At 36.4% G+C, this 16,001-nt stretch carries 16 protein-coding genes and 1 pseudogene; 7 read left to right on the forward strand and 10 right to left on the reverse strand.

Annotated features, from left to right (window positions below; all coding sequences use genetic code 11):
- The first annotated feature begins 129 nt into the window (after positions 1 to 129).
- On the forward strand, positions 130 to 4,767 hold the full coding sequence (locus tag IM507_RS23285) for a sacsin N-terminal ATP-binding-like domain-containing protein (protein WP_123229924.1): 4,638 nt from the start codon (positions 130 to 132) through the stop codon (positions 4,765 to 4,767).
- 173 nt (positions 4,768 to 4,940) lie between these two features.
- Here the strand turns inward: IM507_RS23285 and IM507_RS23290 are convergent, their stop codons facing one another.
- The gene (locus IM507_RS23290) at positions 4,941 to 5,531 is read right to left on the reverse strand and encodes a Uma2 family endonuclease (RefSeq protein ID WP_123229925.1); all 591 of its coding nucleotides are present in this window, start codon (positions 5,529 to 5,531) and stop codon (positions 4,941 to 4,943) included.
- 762 nt (positions 5,532 to 6,293) lie between these two features.
- On the opposite strand from IM507_RS23290, the gene IM507_RS23630 reads away from it, so the two are divergent.
- On the forward strand, positions 6,294 to 6,473 hold the full coding sequence (locus IM507_RS23630; protein WP_123229926.1) for a hypothetical protein: 180 nt from the start codon (positions 6,294 to 6,296) through the stop codon (positions 6,471 to 6,473).
- Between the two features lie 411 nt (positions 6,474 to 6,884).
- Here the strand turns inward: IM507_RS23630 and IM507_RS23295 are convergent, their stop codons facing one another.
- The 5 genes from IM507_RS23295 to IM507_RS23315 form a co-directional block, all read right to left on the reverse strand.
- Positions 6,885 to 7,037: a hypothetical protein gene (locus IM507_RS23295; protein WP_002737765.1), complete on the reverse strand. Its 153-nt coding sequence runs from the start codon at positions 7,035 to 7,037 to the stop codon at positions 6,885 to 6,887.
- A complete protein-coding gene (locus IM507_RS23300; protein WP_002754983.1) occupies positions 7,024 to 7,902 on the reverse strand; it encodes an SDR family oxidoreductase in 879 nt (292 codons plus the stop codon). The genes IM507_RS23295 and IM507_RS23300 overlap by 14 nt, the downstream gene beginning before the upstream one ends.
- A gap of 3 nt (positions 7,903 to 7,905) precedes the next feature.
- On the reverse strand, positions 7,906 to 8,214 hold the full coding sequence (locus IM507_RS23305; protein ID WP_002737657.1) for a hypothetical protein: 309 nt from the start codon (positions 8,212 to 8,214) through the stop codon (positions 7,906 to 7,908).
- A 361-nt stretch (positions 8,215 to 8,575) separates the two neighbouring features.
- Positions 8,576 to 9,637 (reverse strand): ABC transporter permease, encoded by a 1,062-nt coding sequence (locus tag IM507_RS23310; protein ID WP_002736873.1) that lies wholly within the window; start codon positions 9,635 to 9,637, stop codon positions 8,576 to 8,578.
- 156 nt (positions 9,638 to 9,793) lie between these two features.
- Positions 9,794 to 10,312, reverse strand: coding sequence for an adenine phosphoribosyltransferase (locus tag IM507_RS23315; RefSeq protein WP_002737799.1), 519 nt, complete (start codon positions 10,310 to 10,312; stop codon positions 9,794 to 9,796).
- A 98-nt stretch (positions 10,313 to 10,410) separates the two neighbouring features.
- Here IM507_RS23315 and IM507_RS23320 point away from each other — a divergent pair, with 98 nt between their 5' ends.
- From IM507_RS23320 to IM507_RS23340, 5 genes are all read left to right on the forward strand, one after another.
- The gene (locus IM507_RS23320) at positions 10,411 to 11,037 is read left to right on the forward strand and encodes a DUF3038 domain-containing protein (protein WP_123229928.1); all 627 of its coding nucleotides are present in this window, start codon (positions 10,411 to 10,413) and stop codon (positions 11,035 to 11,037) included.
- A 2-nt stretch (positions 11,038 to 11,039) separates the two neighbouring features.
- A complete protein-coding gene (locus IM507_RS23325) occupies positions 11,040 to 11,693 on the forward strand; it encodes a DUF4335 domain-containing protein (RefSeq protein ID WP_036399963.1) in 654 nt (217 codons plus the stop codon).
- 184 nt (positions 11,694 to 11,877) lie between these two features.
- Positions 11,878 to 12,285: an adenosylmethionine decarboxylase gene (gene speD, locus IM507_RS23330; RefSeq protein ID WP_002781248.1), complete on the forward strand. Its 408-nt coding sequence runs from the start codon at positions 11,878 to 11,880 to the stop codon at positions 12,283 to 12,285.
- A gap of 59 nt (positions 12,286 to 12,344) precedes the next feature.
- Positions 12,345 to 12,650: a DUF6464 family protein gene (locus tag IM507_RS23335; RefSeq protein ID WP_069474381.1), complete on the forward strand. Its 306-nt coding sequence runs from the start codon at positions 12,345 to 12,347 to the stop codon at positions 12,648 to 12,650.
- A 78-nt stretch (positions 12,651 to 12,728) separates the two neighbouring features.
- Positions 12,729 to 13,241 (forward strand): L,D-transpeptidase, encoded by a 513-nt coding sequence (locus tag IM507_RS23340; RefSeq protein ID WP_002735789.1) that lies wholly within the window; start codon positions 12,729 to 12,731, stop codon positions 13,239 to 13,241.
- Here IM507_RS23340 and IM507_RS23345 read toward each other — a convergent pair.
- From IM507_RS23345 to IM507_RS23360, 4 genes and pseudogenes are all read right to left on the reverse strand, one after another.
- The gene (locus IM507_RS23345; protein ID WP_002737359.1) at positions 13,203 to 13,853 is read right to left on the reverse strand and encodes a TIGR04282 family arsenosugar biosynthesis glycosyltransferase; all 651 of its coding nucleotides are present in this window, start codon (positions 13,851 to 13,853) and stop codon (positions 13,203 to 13,205) included. The genes IM507_RS23340 and IM507_RS23345 overlap by 39 nt on opposite strands.
- A 193-nt stretch (positions 13,854 to 14,046) precedes the next feature.
- Positions 14,047 to 14,793 carry an HAD family hydrolase gene (locus IM507_RS23350; RefSeq protein ID WP_002738227.1) on the reverse strand — a complete coding sequence of 249 codons (747 nt, stop codon included), beginning with the start codon at positions 14,791 to 14,793 and terminating at the stop codon, positions 14,047 to 14,049.
- 22 nt (positions 14,794 to 14,815) lie between these two features.
- The gene (locus IM507_RS23355) at positions 14,816 to 15,571 is read right to left on the reverse strand and encodes a dCTP deaminase (protein ID WP_069474382.1); all 756 of its coding nucleotides are present in this window, start codon (positions 15,569 to 15,571) and stop codon (positions 14,816 to 14,818) included.
- Positions 15,572 to 15,848: 277 nt separating this feature from the next.
- Positions 15,849 to 16,001, reverse strand: a pseudogene (locus IM507_RS23360) (helix-turn-helix domain-containing protein); the annotation flags it as partial.

Consider the following 16,001-nt stretch of genomic DNA (forward strand, 5'->3'; position numbering starts at 1 on the left):
ATATGCTAAATAGATACGGCAATATTACCCAATAAAATCATCAATGAGTAACCGATATACTCGGTAATTGCTTAGAACTGGATTTATTAGGTAACAATAATGACCAAATTTCCCTGCGAATAAAGAATTATGCAAAATCCTAAACAACTAATTGAGAAAATATTCAATGAAACAGGTCAGTCTGAAAGAGATGCTGAAAACCTTGCTAATGCTTTAACAAGACTTACAGGTGATTTGTATACAGAAACAGAACGATTTATCTTTGAACTCTTGCAAAATGCTGATGATATACCTAATGAAACTGGTCAAGTAAACGTACTATTTGTCATTCTCCGCGAACATTTTTTGATTTTGCATAATGGTAAGCCTTTTGATAGCACTAATGTAGACGCTATATCGAGTATATCCAAAAGTACAAAAGTCAATAATTCTGAGCAAACAGGTTATAAAGGTATAGGGTTTAAATCTGTATTTGCGGATTCAGAATGTGTATATATTAATTCTGGTAATTTTTCATTCAAATTTGATAGAAATGACAAAAGACATAAAAACCTTGAGAAAACTCCTTGGCAAATCAAACCTATTTGGATAGATAAAAAAGAATATCCTGTAGAAATTCAGCAGTATCAACAATTTTTTACTTTTCCTGTTGCAACTGCTATTTATGTGGGACAAGCTAAAATTAAAGAATATAAAACAAAGTTAGAAAAATTATTTCAAGATCCTAGATTAATTTTATTTTTACGTCATGTTCAAAATATAAATGTTATAGGCTTAAATAATATCAACATAGTTGATGTCTCCATCACCAAAGAAAAGCAAGGAGGAAAATACAAAATATGTAGAAATAACCAAATTACTTATTGGTTAGTACAGGATTTTGATTTTAATGTGCCTAAACAAGTTAAAGACAAAATGGAAAGCGATAAAAAAATACCTGATAAACTAAAATTAATTGAACGCTCGAAAATTACCTTTGCTGCTCAACTTATAGATAATAAACTGGTTGCTGTCAATGAAGAAGATTCTGTTTTATTTACATATTTACCAACCAATGTAAAAGAATATAAATTACCTTTTTTAGTTAATGCTGATTTTCTAACTACAGCTAACCGACAAGAAATTCATCATGATAATCCTTGGAATATATTTCTTTTTGCTAATATAGCTTATTACTCGTTAACATGGATAGCTGAAGTTGCTAAAAAGACAGAATATAGAAACCAAGTTACTAATATTTTACCATCTAAATTTTCTTTGAACTTAGCTAAAAGTGAAACTTTTATCTCATTTAATCAAGAATTTGATCAAGCTCTAGAATTAATTGCTTTTATTCCTTCAGAACAAGATAATAAATTATTAACTGTAAATAATTCTATTTTAGATGAGACAGAAATTACTAAAATAATACCAGTTGAAACTGTAAGAACATCTTTTGATTCTAAACGATACTTTATAAGTAATTCATTACTCAATAAAACAAAACTAAAGAATTTTGGTGTTAAAATTTTTGATGTAAAATCCCTTGGTAGTTTTTTGAAGTCCATACATTACCAAAATATTGTTAAAAGCAACCCGCAGCTTATTTTTCAAGTATTAGCTCATTTAAAAACAAAAAACTTATCTAATAGAGAATTACTTTCTATAAAATTTATTTTGGATGAAAATAGTAATTTGGCTAGTCCTGATCTATTATATTTCCAAATTATTGAATCAGAGAAAGAAATAAAAGAAATATTAAATTTCGATATTTTTTATTTTATACATCCTGATATAGACGAAAAACTTAGACAAGACCAAGAACTCTTTGCATGGGCAAAAAATAATTTAAGAATTAAGATTTTTAATGGTTACGAAATATTGAAAGAAAGAATAAATCAAGCTAAATACAAACCAGATGTAGAATTATCCTTAGATAACTGTATAAATTATGTCAGATTTATTTTTAAATATTATTCTCAACTGAATTCTGAACAATGTCAAAAATTAAATGAATTACAATTAATTTATCGTAATCCAAAGGATAATAAATATTATCTTGATTGTGCTTGTAATTTTTATTTATCCGATTTTTATAAACCTCAATATCCAACAGAGGAAGTAGCAAATTTAATTGGTATTGAAAATTTTAAGTTTGTTATTCATAATTATTGTGAAACTCCAGCTACAGTTAGTAATTGGAAAGATTTTTTCTTATTTATAGGTGTTAAAGATCCTAATGGATTAGATATTATATCTAACACAATAATTCCTATGATTACCAATAATGCAATTAATGATTCCAATACCATTAATATTACCAGATATATTTTTAATGTTTGGAAAACATTATCATTGAGTAATGAGGATATTGAATCACTTCATAAATTACCTTTATTAACTAACAATGGATTAGAAGTAGCAAGTCAATGTAACTTATCTGAGTTTTATACAAATGAAGAGTTGGAAGATATATCACTATTAGAGGTATCATTACCTAATTTAATCAGTAATAAATATTATCAAGAAGGAGATTATATTATTGAATGGAAAAGGTTTTTTACTGGTGTCTTAGGAGTATCTGACTTAAAGGGTGTTGATTTAATTAGAGAGAAAATTTATCAAGTCCTCAATAACCCAGAGATTATAACATCTGAAAATGCTGTTGATATATGCAGAAAAATATTTACATATCGTACCTATTTAACTCAAGAAGACTTTCAGAAATTATGTGGATTAAAACTTTTGGTCAGAAACAATAATTTAGCACTAGCTAAAAAGTGTTACTTATCAAATTACTATAATCCCCAGCAAAATTTAGAAACTTTCTATGAAGATACTGATTTTTATCAATTTGTTAGTTCTAAATATTCCGAACATGAATCATCTAATAAAGAGCAATGGAAGGAATTTTTTATAAATATAGGAGTAGAAGAGAAAGTCAGATTTTGGATATATAATGATAAGCGAGAAATTCAATTTTCAACGCAATTTGAAAAAGAATACTTAGGAGTTATTGGACTTGATTCTAATGAGCAAAAACACTTTTTTCAAAATTTTATTTATTACCCCCATTATCTGTACTTTAATAATTTTAGATTTTCTCAGAAAATATGGAGGTATATAAATGATAATTGGGATAGATTAAATTTAGGACAGCAATCAAAAGTATGGAGAAATAATATTCCAGTAGAAGTAATTTCCTATTTTCAAGTTTCAGTAAAACATAACTACTCAATTCCTTGCTTTGATGAAAAATGCCATAAGTCATCTGAGGGTATATACTCTAATCGAATCAGAGAACTCGTAGGAGATTGCTACAATGTATGTATATGTAGCTTGAAAGAAGAAGTAGAAGATTTTATTGGTGTGAAGCGAGAGCTTAATGTAGAAAGTTGTTTAACTATCTTAGATGATATTGCTGAAAAATATACTGAGCATACCAACAAACATGATAGACGACTAAATCAAGTCTTTGAACATTTTTTAAGATGTATTATACAAGGAATAAATGAAGAAGATAAAGAAAAAATTAAAACTTGGATAAATAGTGGAAAATTACTAACTTATGATGGTAAATTTCGTTTTATTAATGATTTATTCTATTTTAGTACATCATTGAAATTACCTCCTAAGCGCAACTCTAGTTTAGTAAAATTTGCTGATTCTGGTGTAAATTGTTCTCAATTTGAAACAATACTTGATATTTTAAGAGTTAAAAAAATCACTATTGAGGATATGGATATTAATTTGGATAAAAGTGAAATTGATAACTATCTACCTGGTTTAATTAAAGCAAGGTCTATATTCATAGGTATATTACTTACTGGAAAACGTAATATTTTAATAGAGGAGCAAATTAAAGAGAAAGTAGATAACATTCGATTTTATAATCCTCATAAAATTCTCATGATGTGTAGTTTAATAGACTATAAAGAGTCTTTACATAATTACTATGATAAAGATAATAATTCTATTTATTATGTAAGGAAGTGGAATAGTATTAAAAATGTTAATTTGGGTAAATATTTACTTGATGCTTTGAAGTTAGATAAAGTGAAAATTACAGAGCAATTAATGTTACAGTTACTAGATGATGAGATTGAAGACATCAAAGAATACTTACTAGAAAATGGTTATGATATTGGGGATATTACTGAAGAAGAAAAATTTACGCCCCCTCCAGAAAATATCCAAGAACCACTAAATCAAAAAAATATATCTAATAACTCTAGATTTGTTTATTCTCCTGGTGGTACAGGTGAGAATAAAGAGTATTGGGGAGAATGGGGTGAGAGAAAAGCAAAAAGAATGTATAAATTACTAGGTTATTTTGCTGAAAAACAAAGTGATTATTTAGCTTTAGGATATGATTTTTTGTGTAAAGATTCAAAAGGTAAAAATATTTACAGTGAAGTCAAAACTATAAGTTATAACAATCCTATCATTCGCTTAAAAACAAGCCAGTGGGAATCTTTATGCTCAGAAAATCGAAAGGATAACTATGAACTTGTAATAGTAATTCATAAAGGAGATACATTAATAGAAATTATTAGAGTAAGTTCAGTTTGGGCTACTTTAAAAAATATTTTAAGTAAACTTAACCACCAGAGTATATCTCAAGCTAATTATCAAGGAACTGTTGAAGTGATACTTGGGTTACAAAAAAATCAGGACGGAAACGCTAATGAAATTTTAATCAACTGGCAAAGGCTTTTTAAATCAATACAACATTCCCATGTCAATATATATCCACAAGGGATACCTAATGTTACAAAGGGATCGTGAATGTTTTCAGAAAGTCACTAACTTTCTTTTATCCATTTTACAAGCTCGTCACTCACATTTCTCTTCCCCTTAATATACTGAAATTCTCTCAACCAAAATCTGATTGATAATTTGCTGCTTCAACGAATCCACAGCAACTGAAGCAATAATTTCTTAATCGTTTTCTATCAATATTAACCCAAGCAATTCGGTTTAATCCCTGCTCTAAATTCTCCCAGCGCTTGAGCATGATTTTCTATACCAATACAACGCATCAATAAATCTACATCTAAACTCGGTAAAAGTTGCGATTTACTAACAGCTTCATAACCATCATTTCCTAAACTATAAAACAATAACTCATCATTCATCCAAAACCAAACTTCAGGAATTTGTAACCGTTTGTATGCTTCTAGTTTATTAATTCCTCCACTACTAACAACCACCTCAATCACTAAATCAGGATGTTTTCTATTTGCTACCAATTCATAAGATTCATCACCTTCTCTTTTAACCTTTTCAAATTCATTTTCTAGGGTGACAGAACCAGTAGGAGTAAAATCTAATCCCAAAAATTCTAAATAAATTTCTACTAAAGAAGCAATACGTTTTTTGATAGTTTCGTGTTTTTTCCCTGGCATTTTTTTAATCTCCAAAACTCCATCTAAAAAAGATAACCTTAACCCTGGGCGATCGATTAGCTGTTCAACAGCTTTAAATTCTCTCCAGGTTAAGTCACTAATTAAAATTGGTTCTGCTTCTCGTTCGATTAGTGTAGTTATCATGATTTAAACCCAAATTTAGAGCGTGAATTTTACTCAACATGATATCAGATCAAAACAGATTATCATGAAAAATATCATAGTCTAACAAACCCCCCTTAATCATACCATAGCCAGTAAACCTTTTGAGAATACCAAATCATCAGACTTCTTGTAAAAATCAAAAATTGTTGTTAGGATTAGAAGTCAGTAGTCAGGAGAATTAATAATGAATAATAATCAATTAAATGGTCTATTTACAGATTTTATGCCATTTAATCGGCTCTCTTGGGTTTAGTGGGTAAAATGTATTCTAAGATACATTCCTCCTAGCGAGGGGGTGGAACGAACCACAAAGACACAAAGATTGATCGATCATATAGTAAGTTAAACTTATCACACAGAACCTAGAAGAGCCTTTAATCCTTATTTTTGACGTTTTTGAACCCTCAAAAATTAATTATGCAAGAGACTTATCTAAATTACTTGTTAATAAGCTGTTCAGCATCTAAATAAGTTTTAAATAATCGTATTCGTGTAATTTTGCGTCAGACTTATGGGTTAAGAAATTTTCAACATCTGTACTCACCGCTGTTAGCAGCCAATCATTGATTAGTTAAACTTATCACGATCAGTCTAATAGACCCAAGAATGTTATTTATTGGTTTAAAAAAGAGAGTGAAAATTGGAAAATTTCCAATCGAAATTGAGCAAGAACAAGCCATTTCACCAGCTTATAGCCAAGGGATTGAATAATTAATTAAACGAGATTGGCTCTTCTCGACTTTGTGTGATAATTTTTGCTTATGGAATCGTGAAATATTGACTGAGAAGGACTTTTACGACTATTTTACCGAAGAAACTATCAGTATAGGCTTCGTTTCCACACATAAACCAGAAGAGCCCGAGATTTACATCCTCAAGCGTGGAAAGAAAAACCTTTTAATCCTATCCAAGACTTTTTAGGTCAATCTCTCCCCGTTAAAACTCAATTTTATGCTAAGATAGGCTGGACATTTAATAATCGAAATGATGCGGCTATTATCGTCAGTCTTGATAACAAAGCTCATTATATTTTAGTTGTCTTTGGAGATGAAAAAAAGTTTTATCAAGATAAAGAGTTTTTCCCAATTCTTTCACGACAAGTTTATAACCAAATGCTTAAAAAATGACTTAAGAAAAGAATAAAATAGGAGAGAATTCGGGAAAATAAGTAGGTAAATACGCCAATTAAGTTGCAAAGGGCAGTTCAAATGATTCTGGTTCTGATGGAGTTGCCGCCAAGATTATATACATCTGTACTGAATAAAAAAAGTGCAGGACTTTTAGGGTATTTTACCTTTTTCCTATCGGCATTTCAGGCTTTTTCAACATACCCTACTTAACTTTTCGCAATCCTTTAGAAAGATAGGCAACGAAAAAAGCTAACACTCCCGTCATCCCTACCTCGAAATAATTAGTCATGAGAATAGCGGTAAAAAAAAGGAGTAAGATGATTAATATAGTCCGCTTTTGTTCAGATAATTTCATCTCTAATTGCCTCTAATTCGGTTTTAATACTTAATGGTTGATAACCTAAAGAAAAAGCAAGCGAACTATCAAGAGAAACATCCTGCGGACGCGGTGCGCTCATGGGAACATCGCACTGTAAACAGGGTTTTATTTGTTCCCTGGGAAGGTTAAAAACTGCCGCCATTAGTAAACCAAATTGATAACGAGAAACTCTTTCTTTACCCCCCAGATGAATAATCCCTTGCACTTTTTCTAATGCCAAAAGTAAACCATCCACCGCACTATTAACCCCAACAGCCGTCCGATATTCATCGGTAAATAGAGATAATTCTTTTCCCTCTTGCAGGGTTTTTAAAAAGGGTTGCAGAAAACTATTAGCGCTGGGAGAAGGGGAACCAAACATCAACGGCATTCGACAAATAGCTGCCCGAGGATATATTGCTAAAATACCCTTTTCTGCCGCTACTTTTTGCTCACCATAGACACTGACTGGAGAAACGGGATCATTTTCGGAATAGGGGGCATTTTTACCATCAAAAACTAAATCGGTAGAGGTAAAAACTAGGGGTATTTGATATTGACTACATAAACGGGCAATTTCTAGAGAAGCTGTCAGATTAATTGCCTCGGATGCTTGGGGAAATTCTTGACAGAGATTCGGTTTTGATTGGGCAGCCCCATGAATTACCGCGTCGGGTTTAATCTGTTGAAAAAGTTCTTTAACTGCGGCTAAGTCTGTTAAATTAATTTTAATTAAATTTGGGTCATTACTATTGACATTGTGATTAAGGTATGTACCGAAACTTGCCCAAGATGAGCGAGTTTTTTGGTAAATATGCCAACCTAAAAACCCACTAACTCCAGTGATTAACAGCGTTTTCATAGTTTAGAGATTAAATCCTTTTTCGTAGGCTAAAAACTGCACTTGCGGTTCCAACGGTTCACTAACTAAACCAATTCCTGCAAATCCCCATCGCTGCATTAGTCCCTTTAATTGTGTTCCTGAGAGAGTTTCCACAGAAAAATTATTGGCTAAATCCTGAGCATGGGTATTGATATAACTTAAAGCATCATAGGATTCTTTAAACAGAAGCAGATAACTAGCTGGAGTTTCGCTTTCACCTTTTCTCAGACGCGCTACTAGGTATTGTCCGTCTTGTTTTGACCTGAGTAAATAATGTGTAGTTGCTAACATAGTTTATTAAGTGAAAAGTGAAAAGGAAAAAAGGGGTTGGGTGGGGGTACATCCCATTTTTGTAAATCTACTGAGTTGGGATTTTTAAAGGGAAACTATCTTCTAAAATTGGTCATTACTTCCAATTTTACCACTCAATCCAAGCCTTTGGGGGGTTCTACCCCCCAAACCCCCCGTTGGGGGCGTGGCGCCGCCCCCAAACCCCCCGCGCATTAGTTTTTCGGTGGGATGCTTACACGCAGCTGCTGATACATCTGTAATAATTTAAGGGTCACTGATAATTGCTGATTGTCCCTATTTCTGCAAATGTGAGATGCACCCGTTGGGTAGTGGGAAATTTAGCTGAAATTTCCCTATCACCCTACTTTAAATCCTCCAATTTAATCCTAGGATCTACAGCTTTGAGAAGTAAATCAGCCAGAAGATTACCGATAATCAACATAGTAGCCCCCATCATTAAACTGCCCATAACTAAATATAAATCTTTGGCAGTCACAGCTTGCAGAATCAAACGACCTAATCCAGGCCAGTTAAAGAAAAATTCGGCGATAAATGCCCCACTTAACAAACTAGAAAATTCAAATCCCAAAAGAGTTATCAGGGGATTAATAGCATTGCGTAAAGCGTGAACATAGATAACTTTATTTTCTGGTAAACCTTTCGCCCTGGCGGTTTGAATATAATCCTGTCGCAGAACATCTAACAATTGTCCCCGCATCAATCTTTGTAATCCTGCAAAACTGGTAACTGTCAGGGCAATAGTTGGTAAAATCATGTGCCAAGCGATATCTAAAACTTTACCGATAGGGGAATATTCCGAATAGTTAATACTGGTCATATCACCCACCGGTAAAAGCGGCGAGACATTTTGGGCGAGAATTAGCAGTAAAAGGGCAGTGATAAAACTGGGAAAACCTTGACCAAGATAACTGATAACTCGGAAAAATTTATCGATAAATTGGTTTTGTTTGACGGCGCTGAGAATGCCCAAGGGAATCGCAATCGCCCAGGTTAAAATAATGGAAGTCAAAGACATTAATAACGTCGCTGGAATTCTCTCTAATAATAGGGAAGACACGGGACGAAAATAGGTAAAACTCAGACCAAAATTAAACTGAGTTACCACTTGCCACAACCATTTAAAATACTGGACAATCGGCGGGTCTTTTAAACCAAAAAGGGCAATATATTGTTCTTTAGTTTCCTGACTAATCTTGGGATTAAGGTCAAGCAAAGCCAGAAAACCGCCGGGGGTTAATTGGATAATAGCGAAACTCAAAGCCGAGGCCAACAACAGAGTTAATAAACCCTGGAGAACACGCTTGACAATATATAAAAAAGTTTCGCTAGTTAGGAGAGATTGTAACCCATTAGCACTCGATCGAGCGGTTTTAGCCTTATAATTATCATCGGTCGCCGTCATAAGTAATCATGCCAAGTTAATTTCCTAGTGGGGACTCCAATTCAGGAGTCAGGAGACAAATAGTCGCGCAGAATTAATTGCCATTTTTGAGATAGGCACTCTTGCCAGAGTGTTAGCGAAATGTGTAATTAATTCTGCTTAGGTACTTAAAAAAACCTAATAATCGATGAGGGTAATAATCGGTAAATCGGGTAATTTTTCCCGACCACCGAGGTCGATTAACTCGATGATAAAGGCAAATCCTAACACCTCACAACCAATTTTTTCTAATAAATCGGCTGTTGCTTTCGCCGTCCCTCCCGTCGCGATTAAATCATCGACAATTAAGACTTTATGATGGGATGCCACCGCGTCCTGATGAATTTCGAGGCTATCGCTTCCGTATTCCAAATCATACTCGATACTGTGAACGGCGGCGGGTAATTTGCCCGGTTTCCGGACAGGAATAAATCCCGCTTCTAATTGGTATGCTAAAGGCACACCAAAGAGAAAACCCCGCGATTCCATACCGACAATGTAATCGGGGGATAAACCGTAATCGCGACACTTTGCCGTTAGGGTATCGATCGTGTAACGTAATCCTTGGGGATGATTGAGTAGGGTAGTAATATCGCGGAAGACAATACCCGGTTTGGGAAAGTCAGGAATATCGCGAATCAGTGATTTCAGATCCATTCGGTTTCCGTGTCTCGTAAAATGGGGGACAGCTATCTATACAATACAATTTACAATATCCTGACTCGATCGCCCTTGTGTTTTAGTTCTCCTATATCATGACCTCTACTAGCCTAACGCCCGAATCTACAGCATCAGCCCCAGAAAAACCGGTTATTTTAAGCGTTTTACCCGATTTTCCGATTGCAAGTCAGCAATGCGCTCTACATCTCCAACAGCATATCGATTTAATGCTATTAGCGTTGGAATCCTTAGAAGTCGGTGCCGGGGAAGCCCTGTTAGCCCTCTGTAAAGAACTAGGACTCGATAAAATTGTCAAAAACCGGATTATTTTCTGGCGCTTGCGCTGTACTAATCCCTGGCGAATTTCCTACACCCTCGACCGTCTCACCCTTGACCAAGCAAAAGCTTTAGTTATCATTGCCAGTTATCGGGCCAAACCCCTGGCTATATCCATCCGACAATTACTGTTAGCGCGGCAACAGATGGAATCAAAGGGTTTACCCGTGGATAATAATTTTCTTTTATCAGAATACCTAGAAAGATTTCGCTCCAATTTTCGCAGTCGCATGAACCCCCGTCGGGCCAAAGTATCGGTTTATCTAGCTGATGAAAATGCCCTAAATGAACTGGCTTTATCCCTCCTCGATCGGTTATTATTTTGTACTGGTACGACGGGAATGCAGCGGTTTTGGATTAGTTTATTTGATGGGGAGATCGTGTAGAAATGAGAAGACAGTATAGCTTGCCCAATTGTACCCTGATTCTCGATGGTTTCGGCGATGATTTCGCCCCGGCTAACCCCGGGGATAGCCGACCTTTACTCTCAATTTTGACTAACGTAGAATGTCGGTTAGTCGGGGCCAATAAAGTCCTGCAAGGTGGTCGGGTTTTCTTGGAAAATTTGGTACAAGCGGTCAGTCAGTATGCCCAAGAATTTTTGAGTGGTGTTCGTCATCCCCAAGACCCCGTCCATGAACCAGATCATGTGTACCTAGAAAAGATTGACCAGAATCTCCATCGTCTGGTCTGGTATCCATCAACGGACTTGAATATCCCGGAAAGTCCAGTCAACATAGAAATCAGTACCGTGCAGTTATTCGATTTAATAGAAGCGATTGACCAATTTTTTGCCGATACTCGCACTTTACCTGACCTAACCCTGAAATTACAGCCAGTTTCCCGTCGCTACCATAAGGTGAATGAATCGGTGGCCAGTCGAACAGTGCCTTTTTTGGCGGGATTAGGCAGTCTTGTCGCTTGCGCCCTACTTTTCTATCTGTTACCCGTCCCCCAAGTCCGTAAACCCGAAAATCCACCCATTCCCGCCGCTTCTCCCAGTCCCACCGTCCCCACTAATCCCGTCCCCCCTCCTAGATAAAATTAGGCCCTTGCGCTTTTCCCAACACCCCACACCCCACACCCCACACCCTTCTCCCCCACCCTGTCCCAGTTTTTTAGAGAAAGTAACCGAGAAAAACCAGATCTTTTTTGCACAAGTTAGAAAAATTGTGTTATACTGGTAAATCTGTGAAGGTTTTTCGATAGGGAGTATTGAAAAAAAAATGACCAAACTGGGAACCCATTTGATTGTCGATGCTTGGCAAGTACCTGCTGACCTCCTCAACGATCCCGAGCGCATTCGTCGCGCTATCCTCGATGGAATTACGGCAGGAGAAGCAACGCTGATCGATTTGTGTGTCCACCAGTTCAGTCCCCACGGAGTTACCGCGACGGCGACTTTAGCTGAATCTCATATCGCGATCCACACCTGGCCTGAACACGGCTATTTCGCCGCCGATTTATTCTTCTGTGGTGCCGGTAAACCCGTGGTTGCCATGGAAATTTTGACCAAATCCCTGCAAGCAGGTGAGATTAAAGTGCGGGAACTAACCAGAGGATTCCCCGGTCCTGCGGCAGTTTATGAAAGCAAAAAGGAAGAACCCCTTAAGTCTTCCCTGGTTATGGCCTAATTTCTAGCGCCGGCCTCGATAATAAGTTAGCAGCACTGGCGATCGCCTAAACTAAAATCGTGATCAGGATAACCTTTGTTTTTATCCTTGCTCTCTTTCCCTCTCTGCTTAGTCTCTGGTTAATTAACCGATCCCAACAGAGATTAAGCAACCGTTTGAGAGGGATTCGCCATCGTCACGAATACAGCCCGGTGATTGCCAGTGATTTTTTGTCAATCCCTGTAGAGACAGAAAATAAACCGGCATTTATAGGTGATCTTAGTTGTCGTTTTAATGCCTATTCCCCCCACTTGCGTTGTGCGGTTAATCCCCCAGGTCCCTGTGAAGGTTGTCGGCAGTACGAAGCTAAAACTGGCACAGTGTAAGCGGCTTGAGCTTCCAAACAGTTCCCTATTTGCTATCCTTAAAAATTATCGCTATCGCAATTGAGGAGTGTGGGAATAATGGCGTTCAAACGAAATTTGACCCTCTTAATCATCGGATTAGGATTAACTTGTTTACCCGTATATCCGGCCCAAGCTAACCAAATCAGCACCGTCACCCCGAATACCGCAGCCAATCAAACTCTCGCTACCCATCTGGTCCTAAAACTGAAAGAGAGAAAAGTTTACGTTTATCAAGATAAGCAAGTTTTAGCACAATTTACCGTCGCCGTCGGCAAAAAAGGCTGGGAAACCCCCACCGGTAAATTTGAAGTGCGGGAATTAGTTCGCAATCCCGTCTGGAAAAGTCCCTGGACGGGAAAAGTCAGCACCCCTGGTCCCAATAGTCCCCTAGGGGAAAGATGGATCGGTTTTTGGAGTGACGGCAAAAATTCCATCGGTTTTCATGGCACCCCTGCGGAAAATTCCCTCGGTAGCGCCGCTTCCCATGGTTGTGTGCGGATGCGGAATCGGGATGTGAAAGTGTTGTTTGATTTAGTCCGCATGGGAACCCCCGTCATCGTTCAACCTTAATTCTGGCAGATATTTTTTTAAGATGGGCAGGTCTTCCGGGCGATCAATATCCGCTAATTTAGGCAGATAAGCGGTCTTTAAGGCCAGTTTAGCGGCGATTGTCTGAGTTTTTGCCAAGACTTCCCCCGTCCCCCAGGGAATACCGTCAAAAAGCTCTGGAAAGACCTGTTTTAAAGCAATTAGGTAGTATCCTCCATCTAACGCCGGCCCTAAAACCATATCGTGGGTTTTTAGGGCTTCAAAGGCTGCTAAAATCTCTTTTTCCCCGATTTCTGGGCAATCTGTGCCAATAATAGCGATCGCTGTCATCCCTTGAGCAAAACCATCAGCAAAAGCATTTTGCATCTTTTCTCCTAAGTCTTTTCCCCGTTGAGAATGATAGGAATAATGCACACCTAACCAAGTACGCATTTTTTCCTCGCTGCCGCCATGGTAGTAAATGATCAGAGAGAGAAAATTCCTCAAACCCGCTAATTTACTGAGAGTATATTCGGCCAGTTTGCGGTGTAATTCTTCGGCTCCCTCGGCTGCCAAAGCTGGAATCATACGGGTTTTTACTTTCCCCAATTCCGGATAACGGGTAAAAATAATTAGTTGTTGTCTCCAGTCCACGAGTGATTGCGACGATGATATTAATTATTAGTTTTAGCCTACTGTTAATAGGAGGCAGGAAACCCAATAAAACAGGCTTTATTGGCTTAGTATAGATTATTTTAGTTGGTTATTTAATTCTGTGTTGGGTTTCCTTAGGTCAATCCAACCTACGATGGCTTCAAGTGCCAGTCCTGCAAAATATCGGATTTTTTCAGGTCATCGACCTCGATTCGGAATTAGAATTAGAATCTGACTCAAGAATTTGTCTAATATCTGATAAATTATCAACTTTGTAAAAAGAGCCTAATGCAACACTTTCATGATCTTGTATCCAATGATAATGTGGATGATGATAGCCGTACAAGATACACTTTGCTCCAATTTCAATGCCTGGATTAATATCTGATTTTAGTGAATCACCAATAACCCAAACATCTTGACAATCAAAGCCTATATCTTGGATAAATTTTTTTAAAACTTCAGCATTTTTGTGAGGTACAACTCTTATAAAATCAAAGTATTTATACAGTTCATTTTTGTGTAACTTCTTTTTTTGAAATGAATTTTCACCTCTTGTCAATAATGCAAGAGAATAGTTTTGAGATGACCAATCAAGAATTTCTTTAGCCCCCTTAATAGTATTTGGTGTATTTTTTAAAATTAAACGGCCAAAATCTTTAATAGCTTTTAAAGTTTCCTCGGATATTTGATGATTTATCTTATGAGAAACAGATTTATAAGTTTCTATCATACTCCGAGTATAACGATAAGGAGAATGTTTTAGTTGTTGCATTTGAAGATGATCAATTTTTTCAAATTCTTCAATTAATTTATCTTCGTTAATTTGTAATTCTTCAGATAATTTTTCCACAAAAAGCTTTCTTGCAAGCCAATAAACATTGCTGGTATTTAGCAAAGTATCATCTAAATCAAATACAATCAGACCACTTTTAGCCATTTTTATATTACCTTGATTATTACTAACCTTGAGTTCCCTTTGAAGATGGTGTTGGACTTGGACTCTCTAAGGGAATTGGATTTTGATTATTATTCTCAGATTTCGGTTGCATACTGATCCAAACTGCAATAATTCCCGTTAAAGCTGCGACAGCGGTTAAAATAAGAGTCAACACAGTTATCCAATGCTTCACAATCATAAATTCTACTTCTTGTTTAGTGGGATAAGGTGAATCTGAGCCTTGAGCTATAATTTCAGATAAATTGTGTGTATCTTGTGCTACTAAAGCAGCATTAAACTGATCTTCTCGCTCTTGTCTACTAATATTTCTTTTATAAGGATTTGATGTGTTACATAGCATTTCTTCAAAAACTATAGTCAAAATCTTTCGTCCTCTTTGTATAGCTAATGGTGTTTTTCTTAAATTAATTGCTGTAACAGTAATAGCTCCCTCATAGCCAGCATCTATATGACCTGGATTGAGAACAAGAAGACCTTCAGAACTATCAAAATTTCGTGGAAAAACAGTTGCACAAATATTTTCTGGAAGCTTAATTTCTTCCCAAGTCAACAAATAAATAACCTCACCAGGTTTTATTACAAACTGCTCAGAGTGTTTATCATGAGCTTTATTAATTATCTGACCATGTTGAAAAATTGTTCCAATTCTCAAATCATAGCTGCAAGCTTCTAAGTTAGATGGTTCAAAGTCTGATATGTTTAATAATTTCTGATCGATCCGCTCTTTAATCTTTTGATAAGGAAGAAATCCTGGCATTGCAAAAACTCCTGAATGATGGGTGATTACCCGTTCATGGGCTGTTAAATTTAGTGGATGAAAGCTAAACAGATCAGTAGTTATAGCAATTATGCTGTTCCTACACTTGGTTAGAATTATACCAAAAGTCAGCGAACCCGCACTGGGCATCTTCCAAGGATCCTTCCTCAAGCACAGTGGGGAAAAGGGCGATTACTATTCCGTCGCCTGGGATTGGCGGGAGCGGGAAGTGGACGAAGAAATTGAGCAACTGGAAGAGATTGCCGATTTTCTGGCTGCCAATTGGGCTACTATTCCACTGGTGAGCCTGACCAGACTTGGCGAGGGTTATCCAATGGCGTGCTGTACTATGGGAACAGCCCAACTCTTGGCAAATTTGGGTTTGGGTTTTACCCTCATCTGCCAGCAGCATAATTTGAATTCGTTGAAA

Origin of the sequence: Microcystis sp. M20BS1, from assembly GCF_020245305.1 — a bacterium.
Taxonomy (GTDB): domain Bacteria; phylum Cyanobacteriota; class Cyanobacteriia; order Cyanobacteriales; family Microcystaceae; genus Microcystis; species Microcystis ichthyoblabe_A.